The sequence below is a fragment of the Kribbella sp. NPDC006257 genome (genome assembly GCF_040613535.1).
GTDB lineage: Bacteria > Actinomycetota > Actinomycetes > Propionibacteriales > Kribbellaceae > Kribbella.
Map to the genome: position 1 here is coordinate 1 of NZ_JBEXSJ010000005.1, position 25067 is coordinate 25067.

A 25067-nucleotide genomic window follows, 5' to 3' on the forward strand; every position below is an offset into this window, starting at 1 on the left:
GGTCGATGCGGGTTAATGCATCGAGAGCGACTAAGAGATCACCTTCCACACGCACGCCCCGCTGAATAACCGTCCAACGCCTTTATTTCGCCCGCTGACGGGATATTAACCCGTCAGCGGGCGAAAATCATGGCAGTGGCCTCGGGTGGGGAATGGACCCGCCGATATCTGTGTTGACATGTCAACCTAGACTTTCATTGACTGTGGACCAGATGGGAAGGGACGTGTGATGAGCGACCTGGTGTTCGGGCTCGACACCTTCGGGGATATTCCGGAGGACGACGACGGCAACCTCGTGACCGGTGCGGCGGCGATCCGCCAGGTGATCCGGGAGGCGGTGCTCGCCGACGAACTCGGCGTCGACGCCGTCGCGCTCGGCGAGCACCACCGGCCGGAGTACTCGATCTCCACCCCGGAGACGGTGCTGGCCGCGATCGCCGCCAAGACCTCGCGGATCAAGCTCGGCTCCGGCGTGACCGTGCTGAGCTCCGACGATCCCGTCCGGGTCTACCAGCGGTTCGCGACCGTCGACGCCATCTCGGAAGGGCGCGCAGAGGTCATCCTCGGCCGCGGCTCGTTCACCGAATCGTTCCCGCTCTTCGGTTACGACCTGCAGGACTACGAGGTCCTCTTCGAGGAGAAGCTGCAGCTGTTCACCCAGCTCCTCGACGAGAAGCCGGTCACCTGGAGCGGCACCACACGCGCCGCGCTGGAGAACGCCGATGTCTTCCCGAAGACGGAATCCGGTCGCCTGAAGACCTGGGTCGGGGTCGGCGGCACACCGCAGTCCGTCGTGCGTACGGCGTACTACGGCCTGCCGTTGATGCTCGCCATCATCGGTGGCTCGCCCGAGCGCTTCGCGTCGTACGTCGATCTGTATCGCCGCGCGACCGAGCAGTTCGAGAAGGAGGCACTGCCGGTCGGGATGCACTCGCCGGGCTTCCTCGCCGACACCGACGAGGAGGCTAAGGAGATCTTCTGGCCGCGGTACAAGGTGATGCGCGACCGGATCGGCGCGCTGCGCGGCTGGCCGCCGGTGAAGCGGGCCGAGTTCGACGCCGAGGTCGCGCACGGATCCCTGTACGTCGGGTCGGCGGAGACCGTCGCGCATCGGATCGCCGATGCGGTGAAGAAGCTGGACGTCGGCCGTTTCGACCTGATCTACAGCGCCGGTTCGGTGCCGGCCAGTGCTCGCCTCAAAGCCGTCGAACTGTACGGCGCGAAGGTGATCCCGATGGTCCGGGAGCTCGTCGCATGAAGCCCACCATCGGAATCCTCGGCGCCGGCAAGGTCGGCACAGTGCTTGCCCGCCTCGCCGTAGCCGCCGGGTATCGCGTGCTGATCGCCGGTTCCGGGGACGTGTCGAAGATCGCGCTGATCGTCGAGGTCGTCACGCCCGGAGCGGTGGCGACCACGGCGGCCGACGCTGCCGCGCAGGCGGACGTGGTGATCCTCGCGCTGCCACTCGGCAAATACCGCAACCTCCCGGCCGAGGCGCTCGCCGGCAAGCTGGTGATCGACGCGATGAACTACTGGTGGGAGATCGACGGTCACCGCGACGACCTCACCGACCCGCGCACCTCGTCCAGCGAGCTCGTCCAGGACTTCCTGCCAGGAGCCCGAGTGGTGAAGGCGTTCAACCACATGGGCTACCACGACCTCGAAGACGGCGCCCGCCCAGCCGGTACGCCGAACCGCAAGGCGATCGCCGTCGCCGGGGAGCCCGAGGACGCCGCATCCGTCGCGATGATCGTCGACGCCCTCGGCTTCGACCCGGTGATCGCCGGCCCACTGGCAGAAGGCGTCCGCTTCGGCCTCGACACGGAACTGTTCGGCGCCAACGTCGAAGCCGCCGAGGTCCGCGCGATGCTCGACCGCTTCCCGCACACCCCACGCGGCCGCCTCATCGCCGAAGCCCGCAACGACAAGGCGAACTATTCAGCCAAGGTCCAGTACCAGTTGCCCTCGGCAACGGCTCAGTTGACGATGCCGTAGTCGCGGATCTTGCGGTAGATGGTCGCGCGGGACATGCCCAGCGCAGCTGCCGCCGCGGTCTTGTCGCCGTGGTGGCTCGCCAGCGCACCGACGACGGCATCGCGCTCGAGTGCTTCCATCCTGGTCAGCTGGCGCCGGGTCGTTGCGTGGCATTCGGCGGGGAGGTCGTCGAGCTCCACCACGCCGGCCCGGCGGCGCCGGGCGACCGCGGTGAGCACCCTGCGCAGATGGCTCACATTGCCGGCCCAGGGAAGCCTCATCAGCTGGTTCATCGCCGGCGCCGACAGCGTCACCCCGGTGATACCGGCTCTGTTCAGGAGATGCCGGACCAGGGCCGGGACGTCCTCCAGATGATGACGTAGCGGCGGTACGGCGACGGTCCGCGGGAAGAAATGCAGGAGCTGGGTCGCAAGCTCCTCGGGGCTGTCGGCAAGTCCGGCGATCATGGTGAGTGCCACCCAGGGGTCGCCGCCCAGCGCGCCGTCACGGACGCTCTGCAGAAGCTCGGTCAGGCCCTGGATCACCTCGCCCGGCAGCAGGTGGGCGTGGTGGATGATCAGGTCCGCGCCGGAGCCGAGTTCGGCGCCAGCCTGGGCGAGGAAGGCGTCCGGGGAGGTCGGGCCGGCGGGATCGAGAACCACCAGCCGGCGGTTCGGTGCGGTGTAGTCGCGCACGCTGCGCAGCAGGGTCAGTTTCCCGACGCCCGCCTCGCCCTCGGCGACCAGCCAATCGCCTCGGCTGCTCGCGTCGAGCACCTCCTGAATGGTGTGCCGCCAGAGCGGGCTCGTACCGGCCTGTCCGGGAAGGGCCGGCACTCGCCCGTCGCCGGCGGTTCGCGGGGCCGGGCGCTGTTCCTTGATCTGGACGACGCCGCCGGCCAGTGTGTCACCGAGGAACGTCGGGTGGTAGGCGAGCCGGGCGATCGTCCCGCTCGGCAGGTCGGCGATGAACGTGACCGGCTTGGTGCCGCCGCGGGCGTCGCGGGTCCGGTCGATCAGCGCGGCCTGGTCGGTGGAGTCGAAGTGCTGCTGGGCGTGGGCGTTGATCATGAACACCTCGTCGCCGAGGGCGATCACCGAGCCGCCGGTGTGCCGGCAGACCGCGTAGTAGTCGCTCAGCAGGGCCTGGTCGAGCGCGTTCGCCTCCTCGACGATGCGCTCCTGGATCCGGCGCGCGGCGAGTTTGGCGAACGACAGCAGGACGGCGTTGGAGTTGCGGGCCTGGGTCGTGATGTCCAGTACGCCGAGCAGGCCGCCGGTGACCGGGTGCGCGATCGGCGCACCGGCACACGCGAAGCTCCGGAGTACGCCGGTGTAGTGCTCGTCGCCGCGGATCAGGATCGGCCCGCCGACCTCGAGCGCGGTGCCGATGCCGTTGGTGCCCACCTCGGACTCCGCATAGCGGAATCCGGGGGACAGGTCGACCGAGTCGAGCCGGCGGATCAGCGACCGGTCGCCGCCGCGACGGTCCAGCACGATCCCCTTCGCGTCGGTCAGGATGATGCAGACCGGCTCGTTGGTGAGCTCCGAGGAGAGCGCGTCGATCACCGGCCGGGCGGCCCTGGTCAGCGTGGTGTCGTAGTCGACCCCGGCGAAGTACGCCGGTGCGGGCTGGTCGGTGTCGACCAGCGACGCCTGAGAGCGCTGCCACGACATCCGGATCGTGTTCCGGGCCGGTAGGTCGATGGCCATCGTCAGCTCCCTTCACTCCGGGACAGCGGAACACGGCCAACGGTAATCCGCAAGGAGAGAAGCCGCGTCTCACATTGAGACAGAGCCACCGCCTCCAGGCGGCTTTCATCGCTGGAACACAGCCGATTCTGGAGGCAGACATGAGCAGGCAGAGTCTCACCAAGGCGCATGCCAAGATCACCGAACTCTCCTGGGAGCCGACCTTCGCCACGCCGGCCACCCGGTTCGGGACCGACTACACGTTCGAGAAGGCGCCCAAGAAGGACCCGCTGAAGCAGATCATGCGGTCCTACTTCCCGATGGAGGAGGAGAAGGACAACCGGGTCTACGGCGCGATGGACGGCGCCATCCGGGGCAACATGTTCCGCCAGGTGCAGCAGCGCTGGCTGGAGTGGCAGAAGCTGTTCCTGAGCATCATCCCGTTCCCGGAGATCTCCGCGGCCCGGGCGATGCCGATGGCGATCGACGCCGTACCGAACCCGGAGATCCACAACGGGCTCGCGGTGCAGATGATCGACGAGGTCCGGCACTCGACGATCCAGATGAACCTGAAGAAGTTGTACATGAACAACTACATCGACCCGGCCGGGTTCGACATGACCGAGAAGGCGTTCGCGAACAACTACGCGGGCACCATCGGCCGGCAGTTCGGCGAGGGGTTCATCACCGGTGACGCGATCACCGCCGCGAACATCTACCTGACGGTGGTCGCCGAGACCGCCTTCACCAACACGCTGTTCGTCGCGATGCCCGACGAGGCGGCGGCCAACGGCGACTACCTGCTGCCGACCGTCTTCCACTCGGTGCAGTCCGACGAATCGCGGCACATCAGCAACGGCTACTCGATCCTGCTGATGGCGCTGGCCGACGAGCGCAACCGGCCGCTGCTCGAGCGGGATCTGCGGTACGCCTGGTGGAACAACCACTGTGTGGTGGACGCCGCGATCGGCACCTTCATCGAGTACGGCACGAAGGACCGTCGCAAGGACCGGGAGAGCTATGCGGAGATGTGGCGTCGCTGGATCTACGACGACTACTACCGCAGCTACCTGCTGCCGCTGGAGAAGTACGGCCTCACCATCCCGCACGATCTGGTCGAGGAAGCGTGGAACCGGATCACCAACAAGGGCTACGTGCACGAGGTGGCGCGGTTCTTCGCCACCGGATGGCCGGTCAACTACTGGCGGATCGACGCCATGACCGACAAGGACTTCGAGTGGTTCGAGGGCAAGTACCCGGGCTGGTACTCGAAGTACGGCAAGTGGTGGGAGAACTACAACCGGCTCGCCTACCCGGGCCGGAACAAGCCGATCGCCTTCGAAGAGGTGGGCTACCAGTACCCGCACCGCTGCTGGACCTGCATGGTGCCGGCGCTGATCCGCGAGGACATGGTCACCGAGAAGGTCGACGACCAGTGGCGGACCTACTGCTCGGAGACCTGCTACTGGACCGACGCGGTCGCGTTCCGCAGCGAGTACGACGGGCGCCCGACCCCGAACATGGGCCGGCTCACCGGGTTCCGCGAGTGGGAGACCCTGCACCACAACAAGGACCTGGCCGACATCGTCTCCGACCTCGGATACGTCCGGGACGACGGCAAGACCCTGATCGGGCAGCCGCACCTGGACCTCGACGACCCGAAGAAGATGTGGACCCTCGACGACGTCCGCGGCAACACCTTCATGAGCCCGAACGTGCTGCTGAACCAGATGTCCGACGCCGAGCGCGAGGCGCACATCGCGGCGTACAAGGCGAACGGCACCAAGGCCGCCGTCTGACCCGGTTGGTGGCGCCGTGGAGCCCTGTCGTCCGGCGCCACCAGCCGTTCCATCACCCCCACTGTGAGGAGGTCGAGATGGCCGACAGTCATCGCATCCGCTTCGAACCGGTCGACATCGAGATGGAGGTCACCGAGGACGACAAGATCCTCGACGCGGCGTTCCGGCAGGGCATCCACCTGATGCACGGCTGCCGGGAGGGGCAGTGCTCCGCCTGCAAGTCGTACGTCCTCGAAGGCGACCTGCAGATGGAGCGCTACTCGACCTTCGCCTGCAACGACGCCGAGGTCGCCGAGGGGTACGTGCTGCTCTGCCGGGCGCACGCCTACAGCGACTGCACCATCGAGCTGCTCAACTTCGACGAGGACGAGTTGCTCGGCGGCATCCCGATCCAGACCGTCAGCGCCGAGGTTGCCTCGATCCAGCCGGTCACCCGCGACATCGTCTCGCTCCGGCTGACCGCGGGGCAGGCCTTCGAGTTCAAGCCCGGCCAGTACGTCGACATCACCATCCCCGGAACCGGCGACCATCGGTCGTTCTCGATGGCGACGACCGGTTCGGCCGCCGGCGAGATCGAGTTCCTGATCAAGAAGTACCCGGGTGGCCGGTTCTCGGCGCTGCTGGACGGCGAGCTGAAGGCCGGCGACGTGCTGGAGCTGACCGGTCCGTACGGGTCGTCGACCCTCAAGGACGGCCATGTGCTCCCGGTGGTCTGTGTGGCCGGCGGGGCGGGGATGGCGCCCATCCTGTCCATCCTGCGCCAGCTCCGGGAGACCGGCAGCACCCGGCCGGTCCGGTTCTACTACGGCGCCCGGACGGCGGCCGACCTGTTCTACCTGGACCTGATCGCCGAGCTCGGCGCGGACCTCGCCGACTTCGAGTTCATCGCCTGCCTGTCGGAGTCGATGGACGGCGCGGACAGTGCGGCCGAGCAAGGCAACGTCACCGAGATCGTCGAGCGCCGCGAGCCGGAGCTGCACCGCAGCGAGGTCTACCTGTGCGGACCGCCGCCGATGGTGGACGCCGCCTTGGCATTGCTCGAGGCAAGCAACGTTCCGAACGACCAGGTCTTCTACGACAAGTTCACCAGCCCCGCGACCGATGGAGTCTGAGATGACGCAATCCGCAGTGCCGAAGCAGCGCAGCTTCCCGAAGATCGAGTTCACCGACTCCGAGGCCGGCGCGCTGGAGTTCCCCAGTTCGAAGAGCCGGTCGTACAACTACTACAAGCCGGCCAAGCTGCGCGCGACGATGTACGAGGACGTCACCGTCGACGTCCAGCCGGACCCCGAGCGGCACCTGAGCCAGGGCTGGATCTACGGCTTCGGCGACGGCCCGGGCGGCTACCCGAAGGAGTGGACGGCAGCGAAGTCGTCCAACTGGCACGCGTTCCTCGACCCCAACGAGGAGTGGAACCAGACGATCTACCGGAACAACTCCGCGGTCGTCCGCCAGGTCGACCTCTGTCTGCAGAACGCCAAGCGGGCCAGGGTGTACGACGCGTGGAACCCGGCATGGCTCAAGTTCATCGAGCGCAACCTGGGTGCGTGGATGCACGCCGAGAACGGGCTGGCGCTGCATGTCTTCACCAGCATTCAGCGATCCGGCCCGACCAACATGATCAACACCGCGGTCGCCGTCAACGCCGCCCACAAGATGCGCTTCGCCCAGGACCTCGCGCTCTTCAACCTGGATCTGTCGGAGGCCGACGTGCCGTTCGACGGGTCGGCGCATATCGAGGTCTGGAAGGACGCGCCCGAGTGGCAGCCGACCCGTGAGGTGGTCGAGCGGCTGACCGCTGTCGGTGACTGGTGTGAGTTGCTGTTCGCCACCAACATCGTCTTCGAGCAGCTCGTCGGTTCGTTGTTGCGCAGCGAGCTGGTGATGCAGATCGCGGCGCGCAACGGCGACTACATCACCCCGACCATCGTCGGCACCGGCGAGTACGACTACGACCGCGACCTGAACTACACCCGCAACCTGTTCCGGCTGCTGACCCGGGACGAGGAGTTCGGCGAGACCAACAAGGTGCTGCTCGGGGAGTGGCTCTCGGTCTGGGTGCCGCGCTGCCTGACCGCCGCGCAGGCGCTGCAGCCGATCTGGTCGCAGCCGGCCGAGAAGCCGATCACGTTCGCGGTCAGTCTTGACGCGGCCAAGCAGAAGTTCCGCTCGCTGCTCGAGGATCTCGGGCTCGACTCACCGAAGGAGCTGGACCAGTGAGCATGACATTCGGATCGGACGCCGAGTTCTCCAACAAGTGCGGCGTCACCTTGATGAACACGCCGATCGGCCGGGTCGTCGCCGACGTGATGGGCGCGAAGGAAGGCGTCGAGCTGACCGAGTACCCGTCGATGATCCGCGTCGACGGCACCGGGCTGCTCGACTTCGACTACGCCGAACTGACCGACGCGCTCGGCTCGGAGTTCGACGGCTCGGTGTTCGAGGAGATCAGCTCCACCCACTACGGCCGGATGGTGCACCTCGACGACAAGACCATCCTGTTCGCCAGCCCCGAGGACGCCGCCGAGTACATCGGCTTCGACCTGGTCCGGAAGTGATGCCCGATGTACGAGAAGAACGGTGAGAAGTACTACGTCGTCGACGCGCACATCGCGCTGTGGGACGGCCGTGCCTCGAACCACAAGAACATCCACGGCAAGCAGTTCATCGACTGCTTCTACGACTACCACAAGAACCTCAGTCCCGAAGAAGTCGTCTGGGATTACGACACCTACACGTACTACGGCGGCGACCGGCTGCTGAAGGACATCTTCGAGGACGGGTACGTCGACCACGCCATCTTCCAGCCGGCCATCCTCGGCGACTTCTACCGGACCGGGTTCGGCCAGACCGAGGAAGCGCTCGCACTGACCAAGCAGAACCCTGGCAGGCTGACCTACAACCACGCCTGGGATCCACGGTTCGAGGAGGCCGGACTCAAACAGCTCCGCGAGGATGCGCAGCGGATGAATCTGAAGGGCGTGAAGCTCTACACCGCGGAGTGGCACGGCGACTCCCGCGGCTGGAAGCTCGACGACCCCTGGGCGCGCCGCTATCTCGAGGAGTGCCTGAAGCTCGGGATCAAGAACATCCATGTCCACAAGGGCCCCACGATCCGGCCGCTGGACCGGGACGCCTTCGATGTGGCCGATATCGACAAGGTGGCCACCGACTACACCGACCTGAACTTCATCGTCGAGCATGTCGGCCTGCCGAGGCTGGAGGACTTCTGCTGGATCGCCACTCAGGAGTCCAACGTGTACGGCGGGCTGGCGGTGGCGATGCCGTTCATCCACACCCGGCCCGGGTACTTCGCCCAGATCCTCGGCGAGTTGCTCTACTGGATCGGCGAGGACAAGATCCTGTTCTCCAGCGACTACGCGATCTGGACGCCCAAGTGGCTGGTCGAGAAGTTCGTCGACTTCCAGTTGCCGGCGGGCCAGACGGAGTACGGGCCGATCACGGTCCCGCAGAAGAAGAAGATCCTCGGGCTGAACGCTGCCGCGCTGTACGGCCTGGAGGTGCCGGCGGAGCTACGGCTGCCCACCGATGCCGGTGACACCGACGTCGAGGTGGCCGCTGGGGCTGTGGCGTCATGAGCACGGTCACCCCAGCGAGTCTGGCGAGTGAGGTGACCGCGGCCCTGGCGACCGTTGTCGACCCCGAACTCGACGAGCCGATCACCGAGCTCGGCTTCGTCCGGTCGATCCGGCTCGACGATGCCGGGGTGACTGTCCATCTCCGGCTGCCGACCTCGTTCTGCGCACCGAACTTCGCCTACCTGATGGCGGCCGACGCCCAGGACGCGCTCCGGCGCGTCCCGGGCACCGGACGGGTGATGGTGCTGCTGGACGATCACCACGACTCGGACCGGATCAACGCCGGCCTGGCCCTGAACGCCGGCTACCGGGGCACGTTCGGTCCCGAGGCCGAGGACAGCCTGGACGAGTTGCGGCGGATCTTCCAGCGCAAGGCGCACACCGCGGCGATGGAGCGGTGCGTGATGGCGCTGCTCAGGACCACCGACCGGAATCTCGACGAACTCGATCGCCTTACCCTCGGCGAGCTCCCCGGTGGTCCGCACAAGGAGGCGCTGCTGCGACGGCGTACGGACATCGGGCTCGGCATCAGGCCGGACGAGCTGGTCGTCGTCGACGAGGAAGGGCAGCCGGTGGAGCAGGCGGCCGTCCCGCTGCGGCTCCGGTATGCCAAGGCGGTCCGCGTCTCGGTCGAGGGCAACGCGCATTTCTGCCGCGGGCTGCTCGCGACCCGGTACGACGGCGAACCGCTGTCCACCCGCATCACCGACACGAGGAGGAGAGCGTCATGAGGGCGGTACAAGTCGTCGGTTATCACACCAAGCTGCAGCTCACCGAAGTACCGGAGCCGCAGATCACCGGGCCGCTCGACGTGGTGGTCAGGATCGGTGGCGCCGGAGTGTGCCGGACGGATCTGCACATTCTGGAAGGGCAGTGGGCGGAGAAGAGCGGCGTCGCGCTGCCATACACGATCGGCCACGAGAACGCCGGCTGGGTCCATGCGGTCGGCGATGCGGTGACCAATGTCGCCGTCGGCGACAAGGTGATCCTGCACCCGCTGATCACCTGCGGCCTGTGCCGCGCCTGCCGCTCCGGTGACGACGTGCATTGCGAGAACAGCCGGTTCCCCGGCATCGACACCGACGGCGGCTACGCCGAATACCTCCGTACGACGGCGCGCAGCGTGGTCCGGATCGACGACGGTCTGGAACCCGCTGATGTCGCGGCGCTCGCCGACGCCGGCCTCACGGCGTACCACGCCGTCGCCAAGGCAGCTCGTCGGCTGCGGCCGGGGAACGTCTGCGTGATGATCGGGGCCGGCGGACTCGGCCACATCGGCATCCAGGTGCTGAAGGCGATCTCGGCGGTGCGGCTCGTCGTGGTCGACCGCAACCCGGCGGCGGTCCGGCTCGCCGTCGAGCTCGGCGCGGACCACGGAATCGTTGCCGATGGCACCCAGATCGAGCAGGTGCTGGAGCTGACCGGCGGTCACGGCGCGGAGGCGCTGATCGACTTCGTCGGCGAGGGCGGCTCTACCGCGGAGGGCGTGGCGATGCTGCGCCGGGCCGGCAACTACTACGTCGTCGGGTACGGCGAGGACCTCGACGTCCCGACGATCGACGTGATCTCGACCGAGATCAATTTCCTCGGCAATCTGGTCGGTTCGTACAACGACTTGCAGGAGCTGATGGTGCTCGCCGCGCAGGGCAGCGTCACCTTGCACACCACGAAATATCCGTTGGCCGACTTCCAGCAGGCGCTCGACGACCTCGACGCCGGCCTGGTCCGCGGCCGTGCCATTCTCATCCCCTGAAAGGAACATCATGGCAAAGGAACTGAGGTTCAATTCCGACGCACGCAGGCTGCTCGAGTCCGGGGTGAATGCGCTGGCCGACGCGATCAAGGTGACGCTCGGACCCAAGGGGCGCAACGCCGTACTGGAGAAGCTGACCGGCCCGCCCACGATCACCAACGACGGCGTCACCATCGCGAAGGAGATCCAGCTGCGTGACCCGTTCGCCAACATGGGTGCGCAATTGGTCAAGGAAGTCGCGATGAAGACCAACGGCGTGGTCGGCGACGGCACCACCACCGCGACCGTGCTGGCCCAGGCGATGGTCCGCGAGGGCCTGCGGGCCGTCGACGCCGGCGCCAACCCGATGCGGGTCCGGCGCGGGATCGAGCAGACCGTGCCGGTGGTCGTGGAGACCCTGCGTTCTTGGGCGGCCGAGGTCGGTGGGGCGCAGGATCTGCGGCACATCGCGACGCTGGCGGCCAGCGACGACGAGTCGATCGGGGAGGTGGTCGCCGAGGCGGTCGAGCGGGTCGGCCGCACCGGCATCGTCACCACCGAGGAGTCGGAGACCTTCGGGCTGTCGGTGAACGTTGTCGACGGCATCGACTTCGACCACGGCTACATCTCGATGTACATGGTCACCGACCGGGAGCGGATGGAGGCCGTCTACGACAACCCGGTCATCCTGCTCACCAACAAGAAGATCTCCCAGGTGCAGGACATCATGCCGACGGTCGAGGTGGCCAAGCGCGCCGACCGGCCGCTCGTCGTACTGGCCGAAGACGTCGACGGACCCGCGTTGCAGCTCCTGGTGGGCGGCAACATGCACAACACGATGCGGTCGGTCGTCGTCCGCGCACCGGGCTTCGGCCATCGCCGGCTCGCCGAACTCGAGGACCTCGCGGTGGCGCTCGGCGGCACGGTGATCGCCGCGGACACCGGACTCGACCTGTCCGAGGTCACCCTCGACCGGCTCGGGTCCTGCGACCGGATCACGATCACCGAGGACGGTACGACGATCGTCGGCGGGCACGGCGCGGCCACCCTGGTGGAGGCCCGGCTGGCGCAGCTCGAGACGCAGTTCGAGCGGGCGAAGATCGACGCGGACCAGGACAACCTGCAGCTACGGATGGCCCGGCTGTCCGGGCGAGTCGCGGTGATCCGGGTCGGTGGCGCGACCAGCGTCGAGCTCAAGGAGCGGATGCTGCGGGTCGAGGATTCGCTGGCCGCCACCCGGGCGGCGCTCGAGGAGGGCGTGGTGGCCGGCGGGGGAGTGGCGCTGGTCCAGGCGATGGACGCGGTCTCCCGGGTCGAGCTGACCGGCGACGCGGCGGTCGGCCGCGAGGTGGTCCGCAGGGCGCTCCCGGAGCCGATGCGGTGGATCGCGATCAACGCCGGTTACGAGGGGGACGAGGTGATCGACAAGGTGATCTCGCTTCCGCTGGGACACGGCTTCAACGCGCTGACCGGCTCGTACGGCGACATGTTCGACGAAGGGATCATGGATCCGCTGAAGGTGACCCGGGCGGCCCTGGAGAGCGCCGCGTCGATCGCGGCCCTGATCATCACGACGGAGACCGCGGTCGTCGAGGAACTGCTCGGCAATCCCGGCACGATCATGGCCCCCGGCTTCGGTGACCTGGCCGAAGGCATGGTCCGGCCGTCGAACATCTACTGAGAAGAACGCTGTTGACAGGATGACCCTCTACATACTTAGTATCTAGATACTGAGTATGTATCGTCGATGGAGGGACAACTATGAAGGTTCGAGTGGCCGCTGTTGCGGCGTTGGCAGTGTCGACCCTGGCCGTAGCTCCGCTGGCCGCCCAGGCGGCACCGGCTGGTCAGTACTACACCCACCTGGTTCAGGGGCACAGTTGGAGTTCGGGTGGCACCTACATCGCGAAGGGAGGCGATGTGAAGCTGAACCTGACCACCGTGCCGAAGGCAACTGAGGTGCTGGTCGAGGAGTGCGAGAGCGGCGGCGACCTGGGTGACGTCCAGGTCTTTACGAAGAAGTCCCCCAGTCACGTGCTGGCGACCGACGTACCAGCGGGTCAGTGCTTCCTGATCCTGTTCGAGTCGAAGGCCAAGAGCGATCCGTACCTGGTGACCGGGAAGCTCAGCTTCTGAGTTAGCTAATCGGGCACAGGTGCCGCGGCGATCAGCCCGGCGCCTGTGCCACCCGCGCACAGTGCGGCCATCGGTCTCGGATCCTTGAACCAGCCGCGCCAGCGCAACAGGAAGCAGCCACCACCGAAGAGCAAAGCCGCAACCCAGTAAAGCAATGCGGTGAGGGCGACTGCTCCGAAAGCAGCAGTCCAGGAGACCCCGATCGAGGCCAAGCCCGCGACCAACGCTCCTTCGCGCGGGCTGGCACCGTGTACGCCGGGCAGCACACCAGCGAGCTGACTTGCTCCGAATACGGCGACCAGCTGGAAGGCCGACACCGAGTCGCCGACCGCCTGCAGCGCACCGATCAGCAGGCCGAGAATCGTGGCCTGGTAACCGATCGACAGCACGACGCCGGCCGTGAACACCTTGGGCGACGGCCACGGCCAGCTCCCGGCGAGACCGGGTCGCCGTCGGCGTACGAGGATCGCGGCCACCAGCACCACGGCCGCGAGACCGAGCGCGACGACGAGCACCATCGGCGGCATCGTGATCCCACAGACCGCCACGGCGACGATCAGTCCGACAGCACCGACGAACCGGTCCAGCGCGACCGAAGCGATCGCCGACGTACGCCGTACGCCGGTGGCCTCCAATCGGTGCACCCGCCAGAGGTCGGCGCCGGCGTGCCAGGGTGAGATGAGCCCGAGGATCTCGCTCTCCGCGTAGGCCCGGACGTGCCAGGCGCGGGTCCGGCCGCTGGCCGAGAGCGCGTGCCACCGCAACGGGCACAGCACGTACTTGCCGATCGCGAACGGCAGCAATCCGATCGCGGCCGGCAGTACCGAGGTATGCGGCACCCGCTCGACGTTCCACAGCGACAACATCACGGCGCCGACCAACGCACCGACCTGAACGGCCCGATGGGTGACGACCGCTTTCGCTCCCCGCCAGACCAACTCGAGCTGCTCTCGCCTCACCACCACGACGGCCTCCTTCCGGCGACCGAGGGGTGGTCGCCGGGAGCCAAACACCGGCCCACTGTCGCTCAGACCATAACCGGCGCGTCCAACCCTCGCACCTGGCCGTCCGCGCGCCGGAACGCTTACTTCAGGTGAACACTCAGGGCGATTCGCGCTGGTGCTTCTGGGTCAGGGCTCGCCAGAGGGCTCGTTGGAGCAGGAGGGTGGCGACGCCGGCGCAGGTCATGCCGGCCAGGTTGATGCCGAGCTGGGCGGCCGAACCGCCGATCTGGGCCGGGGCGCCGACGGCGATCGAGAGGGCCAGGTCGCCGGCGGCGGGGACGGTGGTGACCGAGATGAAGACGCCGACCAGGGCGTTCGACCGGCCGGCTGTCTGGGACAGTACGCCGGCGCAGCCCGCCAGCACGGCGACGACCACCGACCAGTGGTCCGGCCGCCAGATGAAACCGGTGAGCGGACGGGCCGCGGTCACGTCGCCGACGTCGATCCAGCCGGCCGCCCGGCCCAGCAAGGCGGCCAGCGTGGTGAGCAGGATCGCCATCAGGAAGCCCTTGATCAGCAGGACGAGCGACTGGGAGGCCAGACTCTTCCGGCCCAGCGCGATACCGAGGGCCAGCGCCGCCACGACGCCGAACTCGGGGCCGACGACCATCGCACCGACCACCAGGATCGCCGAGTCGGTGATCACGGCGATCGCGGCGATCATGGTGGCCAGCGTGAGGAACGCGTAGAACGACCAGGAGCCGCGCGCCTCGGCGTACCCCTGACCGACCACCGCATCCCAGACCACCGCATCGTCGGGAGCACCCGGAGCCGCCTCCTCGGTCCGCCAGGCGTTGCGCGACGGCGAGGCGTCGACGGTGGTGAGCGCGACCGACCCCTCGTCGTACAGGCCATGTGCTTTCAACCAGCCGAGGATGTCCGACGTCGCCTCCCTGGTGACGTCGCAGTACACAACGTCTCCAGCCGGCCGCTTCGCCGCCCCCGGCAGTACCACAACATTCGTAACCCGCTCGTCCCCGGTGAGCGTCCCCACCACCAACTCAGTCCGATCCCCAGGCACAATCAGCCGCAGATGCATCACAAGGGCCATGATGCCGGTGCGCCCCGCTGTGCTCCGGCACCGGGCTAGTCCTGGACTTGGAGGGTCGGGCTCAGCATGCCGGTCTTGTCGGGGCCGTCCTCGACGTAAGCATCGGACTGGTAGGCCCTCCCGCCCTTGGCGACCCGGGACTTCTGGCAGACCGATCTCGGGGTGGCCTTGTTCGAGTGCTTGGGGATGACGAAGTTGGGATAGGTCCAGCGGGCACTGGAGCAGTAGAACTGGGTGGCGCTGGCGGCCAGCAGAGTCTCGTTGACGTCGAACGCGAGAACTTGGTGCGCCGAGAAAGGTCTGCTAGTGGGTGTGTTCGAGGCGGGTGCTGAGGATGGCGAAGGAGATGGTGGCGAGGGTGGTGAGGGCGGCGGGGATGAAGAAGACGTGCGGGAGGCCGATGGCGGCGACGCCGAGGCCGCCGATCGTGCCGCCGATGGCGGAGCCGACCGGGATCGCGCTGAGGAAGACACCGGATGCGGTGCCGACGCCTTCGGGATAGAGGTGCTGGGCGATCGAGACACCCAGTACGCCGACGCAGGCCCACAGGCCGGCGGTCAGCGCCTGGCCGAGGAAGAGGATGCCGACCGAGGTGCCCGTCGCGTAGGCGAGATTCCCGGCCAGGCCCATTGCGGCGCCACCGGTCATCACCCACAGCGAGCCGAACCGGTCGGCGAGGCGGGCGACGACGGGGAGCAGCAGGAGTTCGAGCAGCGGCTGGATCCCGATCACCAGCCCGCGGGTCGAGTCGGAGACGTGCAGTTCGTCGGCCATGTAGATCGGTAGGTAGCCGAACTTGATGGTGTCGCCGGTCATCGCCAGGATGCAGACGGCGGTGAAGACCAGCAGCGGCATCATGTGGTCGATCTGCCGTCGATCGGATGGTGGCCGGGGGACCGGGTTCTGGTAGCGCTGGACCCGTTGCGTGCCGAACGGAAGAATTTGTCCGAAAACGCAGACGGCGGTTGCCACTAGCAACGAGCGGAGGCCGAAGACCCCGCCGTACCAGCTGCCCAGGACCGGGCCGAGCATCCAGCCGATCGTGAACGCCATCCGGATCATCGCGACGACCCGGTTGTCGGCCTTGGTCGGGTGCCGGCTGAGTTCGTCGCGGCAGGCGGCGAAGAGCTGGGCCATTGCGCCACCGCCGATGCTCAGTGCTACTGCGCTGATCACGAAGGGCAGCCAGACCGCATGGGCGGCTGCCATCGCGATCCAGCCGAGCGCGCCGACCAGCGCGCAGATCCGGAACCAGAGGAGCCGCTCGGGGGTCCTGTCCGACAGGCGTCCGATCAGGAATCCGGCTAGCGGGGCAGCCAGGTTCGTTACGTAGTACAGGCCTGCTACCGGTAGCGGGGTGTTGAGTTCGCGGATGAGGAAGAGGGTCAGTTGGGGTGTGGCGGCTGAGGTGCCGATGCCGGCGATCAGGAGGGACAGGAAGGCTGATCGGTAGACCCTCGAGCCGATGACGATGCTCACCGCGGACCCGGAACGGTCGAGCATCAGCATCCTCAGCGAGACGAGCAGGATTGTCGGCGAACCCCTCGGGCCCTGTCAGGACCCTATCGGCTGGTTCCTCCTGACAACCCTGCCGTCTCGGCCTGCGGTCAGTCGTCGTCGTGGTCGTCGCGGGTGTCGTCCGAGCGGGTGTTGTCGGGGTGGTTGGAGAGCAGTTTGCCGTTCGGGTCGTAGGTCAGTTCGCGCCAGGTCGAGCCGGCCCGGACGTCGAGCTCCCACGTGTTGTCGTCCCAGTCGACATCGGTGACGACACCACCCGGCACGTCCTTCACGGCCTGCTCCGCCGCCTTGGCCGCGGTCAGCGAACCGGTCGGAACCGGGCTCTCAGCAGTCACGCCGGACGGGTGGTCGTCGGCGTGAACCGCATAGGCGGTGGCGACACCCGCGGTGGTCAGTACGGCGGCAGTGGCCAGCGTCAGAACGATGCGCTTCATCAGAACTTCCTTCCAGTCGGGGATCTTCGATGTCCCCGACACTGCCGACCGGAGCTGAACGATGCCTGAAGCAACCTGAAGTCGTCTTCAGGGTCGATCTGTCAGGCTGGGACGCATGCGGCTGCTGATCGTCGAGGACGAGAGACGGCTGGCCACCTCGCTGGCGAAGGGGCTGGCCGCCGAGGGATTCGTGGTGGATGTCGCGTACGACGGGTTGACCGGGCTGGACCGGGCGCTCGGCGGCGACTATGACCTGATCCTGCTCGACATCATGCTGCCCGGCCGCAACGGCTACCGGGTCTGCGCCGACCTGCGCGCTGCCGGTGACGAGACACCCATCCTGATGCTGACCGCGAAGGACGGTGAGTACGACGAGGCCGAGGGGCTGGACACCGGCGCCGACGACTACCTGACCAAGCCGTTCTCGTACGTCGTCCTGGTGGCCCGGATCCGCGCGCTGCTGCGCCGCCGGACCAGGGGAGCGGCACCGGTGATCGAACTCGGCGACCTGCGGCTCGAGCCGGCCGCGCGACGGGTGTTCCGGGGCGAGGACGAGATCGAGCTGACGGCGAAGGAGTACGCCGTACTGGAACATCTCGCGACGAATGCGGGCCAGGTGGTGTCGAAGACGCAAATCCTGGATGGCGTCTGGGATACGGCGTACGACGGGGATCCGAACATTGTCGAGGTCTATGTGAGCGCGCTGCGGCGCAAGCTGGATGCGCCGTTCGGGCGGAAGACGATCACGACCGTACGAGGGGCCGGGTACCGGCTGGCGAGGGACGGCGGCTGATGCGCGGGTCGGTGCGGACCCGGACGACCGTGGCGGCGACCGCGGTGGTTGCGGTCGCGCTGGTGGTGGCGGGGCTGGCGGTGGTGCTGCTTTTGCGTTCGAACCTGTCGAACCAGGCCGAGTTGCAGGCGGAGGTGACTGCTCGGCAGCTCGCGTCTCGCTTGGCCGGTGGTACTGCGCCGGCTGCCCTCGACCTCCCGGACGACGACCGGCAACCGGTCCGAATCGCCGACGCGAAAGGAAAGGTGCTCGCGGCGAGCGACGGCCTGACGGCGATCAACGGACAGCCGGTACGCCGACAGCCGAGCCCGACACCGGGTGCTTCGCCGTCCTCCAATGTTTTGCCGACGTCCGGTGTGTCGCCGGGGGTGAGCTCGGGGCCGACGGCAACGGATGGTGACGATTCGGACGACCAGGACCCGGATGACGGGTCCGATGACGACAACGGGCGGCAGGCGGGGAAGGTGGCGGTGGGTGAGGCGGCGTACTCGACCGGTACTGCGACGGTGGAGGGGCGAACCGCGGAGTACAGGCTTGCCTCGCTCGGCGTGACCCTGCCTGGGGGAAACGGTGAGGTGACTGTGCAGGCGGGGGCCGAGTTGGCTACTGCGGAGAATGCGGTTGGGACGGTGACTCGGGCGATGCTGATCGGGCTGCCGTTGCTGTTGCTGGTGATCGCTGGGGTGACGTGGACGGTGACCCGGCGTGCGCTCGCGCCGGTGGAGGCGATCCGCGGTGAGCTCGGTCGCATCACCGCCGCCCGGGATCTGAGCCGGCGGGTGCCGGTGCCGGAATCGAAGGACGAGGTCGCCCGGCTGGCGCGGACCACGAACGAGACGCTGGTCGCGTTGGAGACCTCCGTCGCCCAGCAACGCGGGTTCGTCGCGGACGCCTCGCACGAACTACGGAACCCGATCGCGTCGCTGCGGACCCAGTTGGAGATCGCGGCCGCGCATCCGGAGTTGCTGGAGCTGGACGAGCTGATCGCCGACACGATCCGATTGCAGCAGTTGACCGCTGACCTCTTGTTCCTGGCTCGGCTGGATGCCGGCGAGCGACCGCCACCGGAGCGGATCGAGATCGCGCAGCTCGTCCACGAGGAGATCGCCCGGCGGCCTGCTGGGAAGCGTCCGGTGGTGGAGATTCTTGGCGAACCAGTTGTCCTCGGAAACCGGGCCAGGCTCGCGCGGGTGCTGGGCAACCTGGTGGACAACGCCGAGCGGCATGCGCGCGACGAGGTGCGGGTTGTCGTGCAGTCGGAGGGGACCGAGGCCGTAGTACAGGTGATAGATGACGGGCCTGGGGTGCCGGCCGCTGATCGGGAGCGGATCTTCGAGCGGTTCGTCCGGCTGGACGATGCCCGCAGCCGCGACGACGGTGGCGCCGGGCTGGGACTGGCGATCGCTCGTGATGTGGTGCGGGCGAGTGGCGGGACGCTGACCGTCGGGGCTGCGCCGGGCGGCGGTGCGGCCTTCGAGATCCGCCTCCCGATCGGGCGGTGATGGCGAAAGTCACTGGGGTCGGCAGGGTCCGGTGAAGTAAGGTGAGACTTACTCACGGTCGGTCCCGGCCGGAGTCATTTGATGCCTGCGGGGGTGGGTGAAATCGTCGTCGAACCAGGACGTAGGCGTCGTCGGCAGTTCTCGGTCGAGGCGCAGTTGGCCGAGCATGTGGACCGGCTCGGTGAGGAGCATCCGCCGATCCCGGTCGAGAGCGCCGACTACACGATGGCACGGCCGGAGCTGCTCGGTGAACGGTTCGGCCCGGTGCTCAATTACATGGCACGGGTCGAGCTGGAAGTCGAGCGGAACGTGCTCGAGCTGAACCTGCTGCTCCCGGATCCGCCGCCCGTCGACCGGCATTTCTATGCCGATGTGTGGCTTCCGCAGGAGGTCCACCACGGGTTGTTGCTGGACCGGTTGCAGGCAGAGGCGGGGCTGCGGCAGGCCGAGCCGGACCTGACCTCGATGGAGTTCAGCTACAAGTTGCTCGGCGCCCTCGGTCGGTGGAGCGCGATCCAGGACGTCAGCCGGATGCTCTACTACCTGACCGGGGTGGCGACCGAGAAGTCGGCGATCCTTGCCTACAACAGGCTGCACCAGGGCCTGCTGGATCTGGGCGAGAAGGCCGTCGCGATGACGGTGATCGCGCCGATCCGCCGCCAGGAGCCCGGGCACTTCGCCTACTACAAGATCGCGGCCCAAGGGTTGTGGACCGAGATGACCGGCTGGCAGAAGTGGCTGGTCCGGACGCTGCGCCGGCACACCTTCGAGCCGGTCGGTGCGTACACGAAGAAGCAGTGGGCGGAGTTCGGTGCGGTCATGCACCTGCTCGGTATCACGGCCGAGGGCGAACGCGGGTTGAGCCGGTATGCCCAGCAGGTCGGCCGCGTCGAGCTCGAACTCCTCTGGGCAATGAAGCAGGGCCTACGCGTCCCGACGTACGTCGTCGACTCGCTCCGCGCCGCCGCCAAGCTGGCCGCCACCGACCGCACAGCCCCCGCAAACGGCTGAACCAGCTAGCCGTTATCCGGTGTGGCCGGCATCGCTCGGGCGTCCTGTGACGATTGCGGTTTGCGGAGCTGGGTCAGGGCGACTGCGGGGAAGATCAGCACCGACAGGAGGCCGGCGCAGGTGAGGGCGGCGGCGGTGGTCGGTGACATCAGTCCGGTCGTCACGCCGATCTGGGTGGCGGTCACGATGAACGGCAAAGAAGTTGCCTGCAGCAACGCCATGGCGGTGGTCGGGCGACGGCCGAGCGTCCGGACCGACAGGTACGCCGGTACGCCGCGCGCCAGCAGCAATGCGACCAGGAAGAGCGGGACGCGAACCAGCGCCGTCGGATCACCCACCAGCCCGCCGAGGTCGAGCCGCAGGCCACTGGTGACGAAGAACACCGGGATCAGGAACCCGTAGCCGATGGCCGCCAGCTTGACCCTGAATTGCGGATGGGAACTGGAATCGCGATCGACCAGCCCGACGACCGCGCCGGCCAGGAAGGCGCCGAGGATGGTCTCCAGGCCGAACTGATCGGCCAGCGCCACGAAGGCGACCAACAGCACGACGGCCGCTCGGACCCTGATCTCTGCGGTGGTGTCCTGAAGCCGGACGAGCGCTGCGCCGATCCGTTGTGAGCGGCCGGCGGTCGACACGACGAATCCGGCCGCCGCGATGAGGAGAGCGAACAGGGCCACCATCACGAGTCGCTCGCCGGTGCTCCCTCCTTCGGCGGAGAACAGCAGCGAGAGGGCGAGCACCGCCGCGAAGTCGGCGACCGAGGCTGCGGCGATAGTCGACTGCCCGACCGCACTGTCGAGCCGTCCGGAGTCCTTGAGCACTGGGACGACCAGGCCGAGTGAGGTCGCCGACAACGTGACTGCCAGCAGGAGTGGACTGTGCACCCAGCCCGCCGTGGCGAATCCGGCGCCGGCGAGACCGCCAAGTGCCAGGGTGATCAGGTAGCCGAGAACGGCCAGCCGCAGGACGCGTCCGCGCAGTTGGTGGAGGTTGATCTCCAGGCCGGCTAGGAAGAGCAGAAAACCGAGGCCGAGCAGCGAGACGATCTGGACCGGCAGGTCGATGTCGATGAATCCCAGTCCGTGCGGCCCGAGCGCGATGCCCGCGACGATCTCGAGCACCACGGCCGGGACCCGCAGAGCTGGCGCGAGCCCGAGCAGCAAGGGAGCCAGCAAAGCAATCAGCGCGACCGCGAAGAGATTGCCGAAATGGACATCGGGCACGACGACGAGCCCCTTCTAGCTGTTGCGGGGGAAGGTGCGGAAGGTGTGAAGGAGGCGGTTGCGGGTTTCGGGGGCGAGGGGCTCGGGTGGGAGGTGGCCGACCTCGTCGATCGTGCGGCGTAGCTGTTCGAGGTAGATCTCGCAGCCTTCGCAGAGCGCCGGGTGCTCGACGAAACGTCGTTCGGTCTCGCTGTCCAAGGTGCCTTCGAGGAAGGCGGTGACGAGTTCGACCAGCTCCGCACACGTCACGAGCTGCCTCCCGCCGACGCCTCGTAGTACTGCTCGAGGTGGTTGCGGACGGCAGCTCTTGCTCGATGCAACAGCACCCGTTGGTTCGCGGTCGAGATCTGCAACAGCGCGCAGACCTCGTCCGCGCTCTGCCCATCGATGTCGCGCAACGTCAGGACGACCTGTTGACGCACCGGCAGCCCTTCGAGCGCCGCGGCGACCACCTCGCGCACCTCCCGGGCGAGCACCTCGCTCTCGGTGCTCGGCCAGCTCTTGGGGAACACGAGCCACCCGCCGGCGTACAGATCGTCAGGACCACGGAAGCGGCCGGCGTGGACGGTCGGCCCGCACTCGGTGACCAGGCTGGCCCACGGCACCGTGCGGTGTTCGCGGACGCCGCGCTTGCGGGCTGTGTTGACCAGGATCCGGTAGATCCAGGTCTTCAGCGCCGACCTGCCCTCGAAGCGATCGATCCCCTGGAAGACCGCCAGCCAGGTGTCCTGGACGACTTCCTCGGCACTCGCGTTGGTTGACACGAAGCTCCGCGCCAGCCGCAGCATCGACGTCGACCAGTCGTCCAGGAGCCGTGCGAACAACTCCTCGTCACCGGCCCGCAGACCGGCGATCAGGGCCTCGTCCGGAGGCAGCGCGGTAGCCACAAGCCGAACGTAGCCGCCGCACAGCACCCCGGCCATTATCCCTGGCTTACAAAAAAATTCTACGCCCGCCTTACCTGTATTCCGGGTTCTCGAAGTCGAACCGGCAGCCCGCGTCCCACTCGGACCGCTGGTTCCCGTACGCCGGAATGCCGCCCGCGTCCTTGAGCATCCGGGCCAGGTGCACCAGGTTCCACGCCATGAAAGTCGTGTTCCGGTTGGTGAAATCATTGTCCGGGCCACCCGAACCCTCGTCCAGGTACGACGGACCCGGACCCGCCTCGCCGATCCAGCCCGCGTCGGCCTGCGGCGGGACGGTGTACCCGAGATGCTGCAGGCTGTAGAGGATGTTCATCGCACAGTGCTTCACGCCGTCCTCGTTGCCGGTGATCAGGCAGCGGCCGACGCGACCGTAGTACGCGTACTGCCCGGCGGGGTTGAGGATCGAGGAGTTGCCGTAGAGCCGCTCGATCACCCGCTTGGTGACCGAACTGTTGTCGCCCAGCCAGATCGGCCCGGCGATCACCAGGATGTCGGCCGCCATCACCTGCTCCTGGATGGCCGGCCACGCGTCGACCTCCCAGCCGTGCTCGGTCATGTCCGGCCAGACCCCGGTGGCGATGTCGTGGTCGATCGCGCGCACCACATCCACTTGTACGCCGTGCTTCGCCATGATCTTCCGGCTGACTTCGACCAGGCCCTCCGTGTTACTGACTTCGGGCGAACGCTTCAGCGTGCAGTTGATGAACAACGCCCGCAGGTCGTCGTACCGGGTCTCCGTCATAGCGCCTTCTCCTTGTGTGGTCAGGGGATTCACAGCAGTTCGCGTACTTCGCCGCAGTGGCACGGATGTGTCTGAAGGGTCAGTGCCGCGGGGCCGTCAGGCGTTACACGAGGAGACTGGAAGCATGGCTAGTGGCTCAGTCGAGTTGCCAGTTCGGGGTGGTGGCTGGGTCGGGGGTGTAGGTGCAGGTGAGGCCGGTTTGGAGGGTGGTGCGGAGGTGGTGTGCCAGGGGCGCGTCGACGGTGGCGATGCGGTCGAGGGCGGCGGTGAGGGCCTTCTTGACGGCGACGCGGGCGCGTTCCTGGCTGGAGCCGGTGGTGCGCGGGCGGCCGCCGAGGCCGGTGGCCCGGGAGAGCTCGTCGAGGAGGGCGTCCCGTTCGATCCGTACGGCGCTCAGGCGGTCGAGGTCGGACCAGTCCTCGGCTTCGGCGAGCTCCTGGTCGAGGTCATGGAGGCGTTGGCGGTAGGCCTGTAGTGCTTGCTGGTCGGCGAGTTCGCCGAGTCCGGACTCCACCACCGTATCGCCGCCGATCAGGTCGAGTGCGGCGATCGGTTGGTGGGGGTGACGCAGGAGCTCCCGGAGATAGCCGAAGCCGCGGAGTTCGCGTACCGGCGTACTGGCAATCAGCCAGAGTCCACCGCCGGTTGGATGGAAGTGCACCAGATCGTTGTTGAGGGCAACGAGCTGCCAGGCGGCGAGGCGGTCTCGCCACCAGGTGGCCCCGAGGCGTTCATACGTGGCGAGTGCGCGGGGACGGAGCCGGGCGACAGTCTCGGGATCGCCGAGTACCGCGGCCGCGCGGGCGAGCGTGTCGTCGGTGACGCCGTGGAACATGACCGCCCCGGCGTTGATCACCGCGCGGCCCTCGTAGGGAGTCAGCAGCTTGGCCGCATTGGTGACGACCTCGCGATCGTCGACAGCCAGCGCTGCCTCGAGGACGCACTGGAGGGTCAGCAACCAGTTCATGTCGCGCGGGAGATCGTCGAGAGTGCTGCCGTGGAAGGTGTTCACGAGGGCGCGGGTCCGGGACAGGTCACCGGCGCAGGCCCAGAGGAACGCGGCCTCGGCGCAGAGCACGGTGACGCCTTCGGACAGCCCGAAGGTCTCGGCGGTTGCCGCTCCGGTCGCGCAGGTTTCGGTGTCACCGGCCAGCGCCGCGCTGTAGGTAGTCATTGCCTTCAGCACCAACCAGGAGTCCGCCAGCCCCGCTTGGTCCGCCGCTGTGGTCGCGATCTCGATCAGCCCGTCGGAGGTGTCGGTCCGGCCGTGGAGCAGGTCGAGCATCAGCCGGCGAGTGGCGGCGAAGAAGAGCGCGCGCGGTGACTCCTCGCCGAGATGTTCGAGCGCGCCGAGCTGCCGGTGGATCGCCTGCATGTCCAGGGTTTCGCAGGCGACCTGCAGTCCCCAGAGGTGTGCCTGCAGGCGGGCATCGGGGTCGAGGACATGGGCCGCGACATCGTCGAGTTGCTGCGTGAGGGTCCGGCGTACGGCGAGGTCGTCGGGACCCCAGTTCGCGGCGAGCGCGGCGTCGAGGCAGTCGGCGAGCAGCTCCGGCGTACCGGCTCGTTCGGCGCACTCGACGGCCTCGGTCGCGAACTGGACTGCCCGGCGCGACTCCCCGGCGTACGCCCAGCACCGGGCAAGCGCAGCGGCGACGCGGGCGCGCGTTGCGTCATCGGTGGTGCGAACCAGTACGTCGTACAGCTGGGCCGGGAGCTTTCCGGGCTGGGTTCCGAACAGGTAGACGGTGGCTGCGCCGAGCACCGCCTCGGTCCAGCCGGGGAGGTCGTCGGCGTCGCGGCTGCGGGTCGCCGCTTCGTCGTACAGGCGTGCCGCGGCGTCTCCCCGACCGGCCGAGCGAGCGGCACCGGCGCGGTCGAGGAGGTCGCGAACCGTCGACGAGGTGACCATCAGGCTCATCGTAGGAC

General features: G+C 67.7%; 24 protein-coding genes. 14 read left to right on the forward strand and 10 right to left on the reverse strand.

From position 1 onward, the window contains the following. Positions 1 to 229: 229 nt before the first annotated feature. Entirely contained in the window at positions 230 to 1258 is a 1029-nt protein-coding gene (locus ABZ004_RS07810; protein ID WP_355678996.1) for an LLM class flavin-dependent oxidoreductase, read from the forward strand. Beyond that, positions 1255 to 1995 (forward strand): NAD(P)-binding domain-containing protein, encoded by a 741-nt coding sequence (locus tag ABZ004_RS07815; RefSeq protein WP_355678997.1) that lies wholly within the window; start codon positions 1255 to 1257, stop codon positions 1993 to 1995. The genes ABZ004_RS07810 and ABZ004_RS07815 overlap by 4 nt, the downstream gene beginning before the upstream one ends. On the opposite strand, the gene ABZ004_RS07820 is transcribed toward ABZ004_RS07815, so the two are convergent. Beyond that, positions 1977 to 3686, reverse strand: a complete 1710-nt coding sequence (locus ABZ004_RS07820) for a helix-turn-helix domain-containing protein (RefSeq protein ID WP_355678998.1) — start codon at positions 3684 to 3686, stop codon at positions 1977 to 1979. The genes ABZ004_RS07815 and ABZ004_RS07820 overlap by 19 nt on opposite strands. Before the next feature lie 140 nt (positions 3687 to 3826). Between ABZ004_RS07820 and ABZ004_RS07825 the strand changes: the two genes are divergently transcribed. From ABZ004_RS07825 to ABZ004_RS07865, 9 genes are all read left to right on the forward strand, one after another. Beyond that, on the forward strand, positions 3827 to 5464 hold the full coding sequence (locus tag ABZ004_RS07825; RefSeq protein WP_355678999.1) for a hypothetical protein: 1638 nt from the start codon (positions 3827 to 3829) through the stop codon (positions 5462 to 5464). A gap of 77 nt (positions 5465 to 5541) precedes the next feature. Further along, on the forward strand, positions 5542 to 6576 hold the full coding sequence (locus tag ABZ004_RS07830; RefSeq protein WP_355679000.1) for an FAD-binding oxidoreductase: 1035 nt from the start codon (positions 5542 to 5544) through the stop codon (positions 6574 to 6576). A 1-nt stretch (position 6577) separates the two neighbouring features. Beyond that, positions 6578 to 7684 carry an aromatic/alkene monooxygenase hydroxylase subunit beta gene (locus tag ABZ004_RS07835; RefSeq protein WP_355679001.1) on the forward strand — a complete coding sequence of 369 codons (1107 nt, stop codon included), beginning with the start codon at positions 6578 to 6580 and terminating at the stop codon, positions 7682 to 7684. A 2-nt stretch (positions 7685 to 7686) separates the two neighbouring features. Next, positions 7687 to 8022, forward strand: coding sequence for a propane 2-monooxygenase effector subunit MimD (gene mimD / locus ABZ004_RS07840; RefSeq protein ID WP_355679002.1), 336 nt, complete (start codon positions 7687 to 7689; stop codon positions 8020 to 8022). Positions 8023 to 8028: 6 nt separating this feature from the next. Then, on the forward strand, positions 8029 to 9063 hold the full coding sequence (locus ABZ004_RS07845) for an amidohydrolase family protein (RefSeq protein ID WP_355679003.1): 1035 nt from the start codon (positions 8029 to 8031) through the stop codon (positions 9061 to 9063). Continuing rightward, positions 9060 to 9794, forward strand: a complete 735-nt coding sequence (locus tag ABZ004_RS07850; RefSeq protein WP_355679004.1) for an iron-sulfur cluster assembly protein — start codon at positions 9060 to 9062, stop codon at positions 9792 to 9794. The genes ABZ004_RS07845 and ABZ004_RS07850 overlap by 4 nt, the downstream gene beginning before the upstream one ends. Beyond that, entirely contained in the window at positions 9791 to 10816 is a 1026-nt protein-coding gene (locus tag ABZ004_RS07855) for an NAD(P)-dependent alcohol dehydrogenase (RefSeq protein WP_355679005.1), read from the forward strand. The genes ABZ004_RS07850 and ABZ004_RS07855 overlap by 4 nt, the downstream gene beginning before the upstream one ends. 10 nt (positions 10817 to 10826) lie before the next feature. Further along, positions 10827 to 12476, forward strand: a complete 1650-nt coding sequence (gene groL / locus ABZ004_RS07860; protein ID WP_355679006.1) for a chaperonin GroEL — start codon at positions 10827 to 10829, stop codon at positions 12474 to 12476. Positions 12477 to 12556: 80 nt separating this feature from the next. Next, complete coding sequence (locus tag ABZ004_RS07865) at positions 12557 to 12931, forward strand: hypothetical protein (protein WP_355679007.1); 375 nt, start codon at positions 12557 to 12559, stop codon at positions 12929 to 12931. Between the two features lie 5 nt (positions 12932 to 12936). On the opposite strand, the gene ABZ004_RS07870 is transcribed toward ABZ004_RS07865, so the two are convergent. The 4 genes from ABZ004_RS07870 to ABZ004_RS07885 form a co-directional block, all read right to left on the reverse strand. Continuing rightward, complete coding sequence (locus tag ABZ004_RS07870; RefSeq protein ID WP_355679008.1) at positions 12937 to 13896, reverse strand: hypothetical protein; 960 nt, start codon at positions 13894 to 13896, stop codon at positions 12937 to 12939. A 136-nt stretch (positions 13897 to 14032) separates the two neighbouring features. Beyond that, entirely contained in the window at positions 14033 to 14974 is a 942-nt protein-coding gene (locus ABZ004_RS07875) for a DUF389 domain-containing protein (protein ID WP_355679287.1), read from the reverse strand. Between the two features lie 315 nt (positions 14975 to 15289). Beyond that, complete coding sequence (locus ABZ004_RS07880; RefSeq protein WP_355679009.1) at positions 15290 to 16489, reverse strand: MFS transporter; 1200 nt, start codon at positions 16487 to 16489, stop codon at positions 15290 to 15292. 104 nt (positions 16490 to 16593) lie between these two features. After that, a complete protein-coding gene (locus ABZ004_RS07885) occupies positions 16594 to 16938 on the reverse strand; it encodes a hypothetical protein (protein ID WP_355679010.1) in 345 nt (114 codons plus the stop codon). A gap of 115 nt (positions 16939 to 17053) precedes the next feature. Here ABZ004_RS07885 and ABZ004_RS07890 point away from each other — a divergent pair, with 115 nt between their 5' ends. The 3 genes from ABZ004_RS07890 to ABZ004_RS07900 all read left to right on the forward strand — a co-directional run bounded on the left by ABZ004_RS07890 (position 17054) and on the right by ABZ004_RS07900 (position 20244). Then, positions 17054 to 17731: a response regulator transcription factor gene (locus ABZ004_RS07890; protein WP_355679011.1), complete on the forward strand. Its 678-nt coding sequence runs from the start codon at positions 17054 to 17056 to the stop codon at positions 17729 to 17731. Continuing rightward, positions 17731 to 19233, forward strand: coding sequence for a HAMP domain-containing sensor histidine kinase (locus tag ABZ004_RS07895; protein WP_355679012.1), 1503 nt, complete (start codon positions 17731 to 17733; stop codon positions 19231 to 19233). The genes ABZ004_RS07890 and ABZ004_RS07895 overlap by 1 nt, the downstream gene beginning before the upstream one ends. A gap of 81 nt (positions 19234 to 19314) precedes the next feature. Then, positions 19315 to 20244: a GTP-binding protein LepA gene (locus tag ABZ004_RS07900; protein WP_355679013.1), complete on the forward strand. Its 930-nt coding sequence runs from the start codon at positions 19315 to 19317 to the stop codon at positions 20242 to 20244. A 5-nt stretch (positions 20245 to 20249) separates the two neighbouring features. Here ABZ004_RS07900 and ABZ004_RS07905 read toward each other — a convergent pair whose 3' ends face one another. The 5 genes from ABZ004_RS07905 to ABZ004_RS07925 form a co-directional block, all read right to left on the reverse strand. Further along, a complete protein-coding gene (locus tag ABZ004_RS07905; protein WP_355679014.1) occupies positions 20250 to 21470 on the reverse strand; it encodes a cation:proton antiporter in 1221 nt (406 codons plus the stop codon). 15 nt (positions 21471 to 21485) lie between these two features. Next, complete coding sequence (locus ABZ004_RS07910; protein ID WP_355679015.1) at positions 21486 to 21719, reverse strand: zf-HC2 domain-containing protein; 234 nt, start codon at positions 21717 to 21719, stop codon at positions 21486 to 21488. Beyond that, on the reverse strand, positions 21716 to 22357 hold the full coding sequence (locus tag ABZ004_RS07915; RefSeq protein ID WP_355679016.1) for a sigma-70 family RNA polymerase sigma factor: 642 nt from the start codon (positions 22355 to 22357) through the stop codon (positions 21716 to 21718). Before ABZ004_RS07915 ends, ABZ004_RS07910 begins: the two co-directional genes overlap by 4 nt. A gap of 70 nt (positions 22358 to 22427) precedes the next feature. Then, entirely contained in the window at positions 22428 to 23138 is a 711-nt protein-coding gene (locus ABZ004_RS07920) for a flavodoxin family protein (RefSeq protein WP_355679017.1), read from the reverse strand. 136 nt (positions 23139 to 23274) lie between these two features. After that, positions 23275 to 25050: a hypothetical protein gene (locus ABZ004_RS07925; RefSeq protein ID WP_355679018.1), complete on the reverse strand. Its 1776-nt coding sequence runs from the start codon at positions 25048 to 25050 to the stop codon at positions 23275 to 23277. Between the last annotated feature and the right edge of the window lie 17 nt (positions 25051 to 25067).

Bases quoted from the DNA above. Each gene is read 5' to 3' on its own strand.
- ABZ004_RS07810 (WP_355678996.1), top strand. From the start codon at position 230: ATGAGCGACCTGGTGTTCGGGCTCGACACCTTCGGGGATATTCCGGAG.
- ABZ004_RS07815 (WP_355678997.1), top strand. From the start codon at position 1,255: ATGAAGCCCACCATCGGAATCCTCGGCGCCGGCAAGGTCGGCACAGTG.
- ABZ004_RS07820 (WP_355678998.1), bottom strand. From the start codon at position 3,686: ATGGCCATCGACCTACCGGCCCGGAACACGATCCGGATGTCGTGGCAG.
- ABZ004_RS07825 (WP_355678999.1), top strand. From the start codon at position 3,827: ATGAGCAGGCAGAGTCTCACCAAGGCGCATGCCAAGATCACCGAACTC.
- ABZ004_RS07830 (WP_355679000.1), top strand. From the start codon at position 5,542: ATGGCCGACAGTCATCGCATCCGCTTCGAACCGGTCGACATCGAGATG.
- ABZ004_RS07835 (WP_355679001.1), top strand. From the start codon at position 6,578: ATGACGCAATCCGCAGTGCCGAAGCAGCGCAGCTTCCCGAAGATCGAG.
- mimD (WP_355679002.1), top strand. From the start codon at position 7,687: ATGACATTCGGATCGGACGCCGAGTTCTCCAACAAGTGCGGCGTCACC.
- ABZ004_RS07845 (WP_355679003.1), top strand. From the start codon at position 8,029: ATGTACGAGAAGAACGGTGAGAAGTACTACGTCGTCGACGCGCACATC.
- ABZ004_RS07850 (WP_355679004.1), top strand. From the start codon at position 9,060: ATGAGCACGGTCACCCCAGCGAGTCTGGCGAGTGAGGTGACCGCGGCC.
- ABZ004_RS07855 (WP_355679005.1), top strand. From the start codon at position 9,791: ATGAGGGCGGTACAAGTCGTCGGTTATCACACCAAGCTGCAGCTCACC.
- groL (WP_355679006.1), top strand. From the start codon at position 10,827: ATGGCAAAGGAACTGAGGTTCAATTCCGACGCACGCAGGCTGCTCGAG.
- ABZ004_RS07865 (WP_355679007.1), top strand. From the start codon at position 12,557: ATGAAGGTTCGAGTGGCCGCTGTTGCGGCGTTGGCAGTGTCGACCCTG.
- ABZ004_RS07875 (WP_355679287.1), bottom strand. From the start codon at position 14,974: ATGCATCTGCGGCTGATTGTGCCTGGGGATCGGACTGAGTTGGTGGTG.
- ABZ004_RS07880 (WP_355679009.1), bottom strand. From the start codon at position 16,489: ATGCTCGACCGTTCCGGGTCCGCGGTGAGCATCGTCATCGGCTCGAGG.
- ABZ004_RS07885 (WP_355679010.1), bottom strand. From the start codon at position 16,938: ATGAAGCGCATCGTTCTGACGCTGGCCACTGCCGCCGTACTGACCACC.
- ABZ004_RS07890 (WP_355679011.1), top strand. From the start codon at position 17,054: ATGCGGCTGCTGATCGTCGAGGACGAGAGACGGCTGGCCACCTCGCTG.
- ABZ004_RS07895 (WP_355679012.1), top strand. From the start codon at position 17,731: ATGCGCGGGTCGGTGCGGACCCGGACGACCGTGGCGGCGACCGCGGTG.
- ABZ004_RS07900 (WP_355679013.1), top strand. From the start codon at position 19,315: ATGCCTGCGGGGGTGGGTGAAATCGTCGTCGAACCAGGACGTAGGCGT.
- ABZ004_RS07920 (WP_355679017.1), bottom strand. From the start codon at position 23,138: ATGACGGAGACCCGGTACGACGACCTGCGGGCGTTGTTCATCAACTGC.
- ABZ004_RS07925 (WP_355679018.1), bottom strand. From the start codon at position 25,050: ATGGTCACCTCGTCGACGGTTCGCGACCTCCTCGACCGCGCCGGTGCC.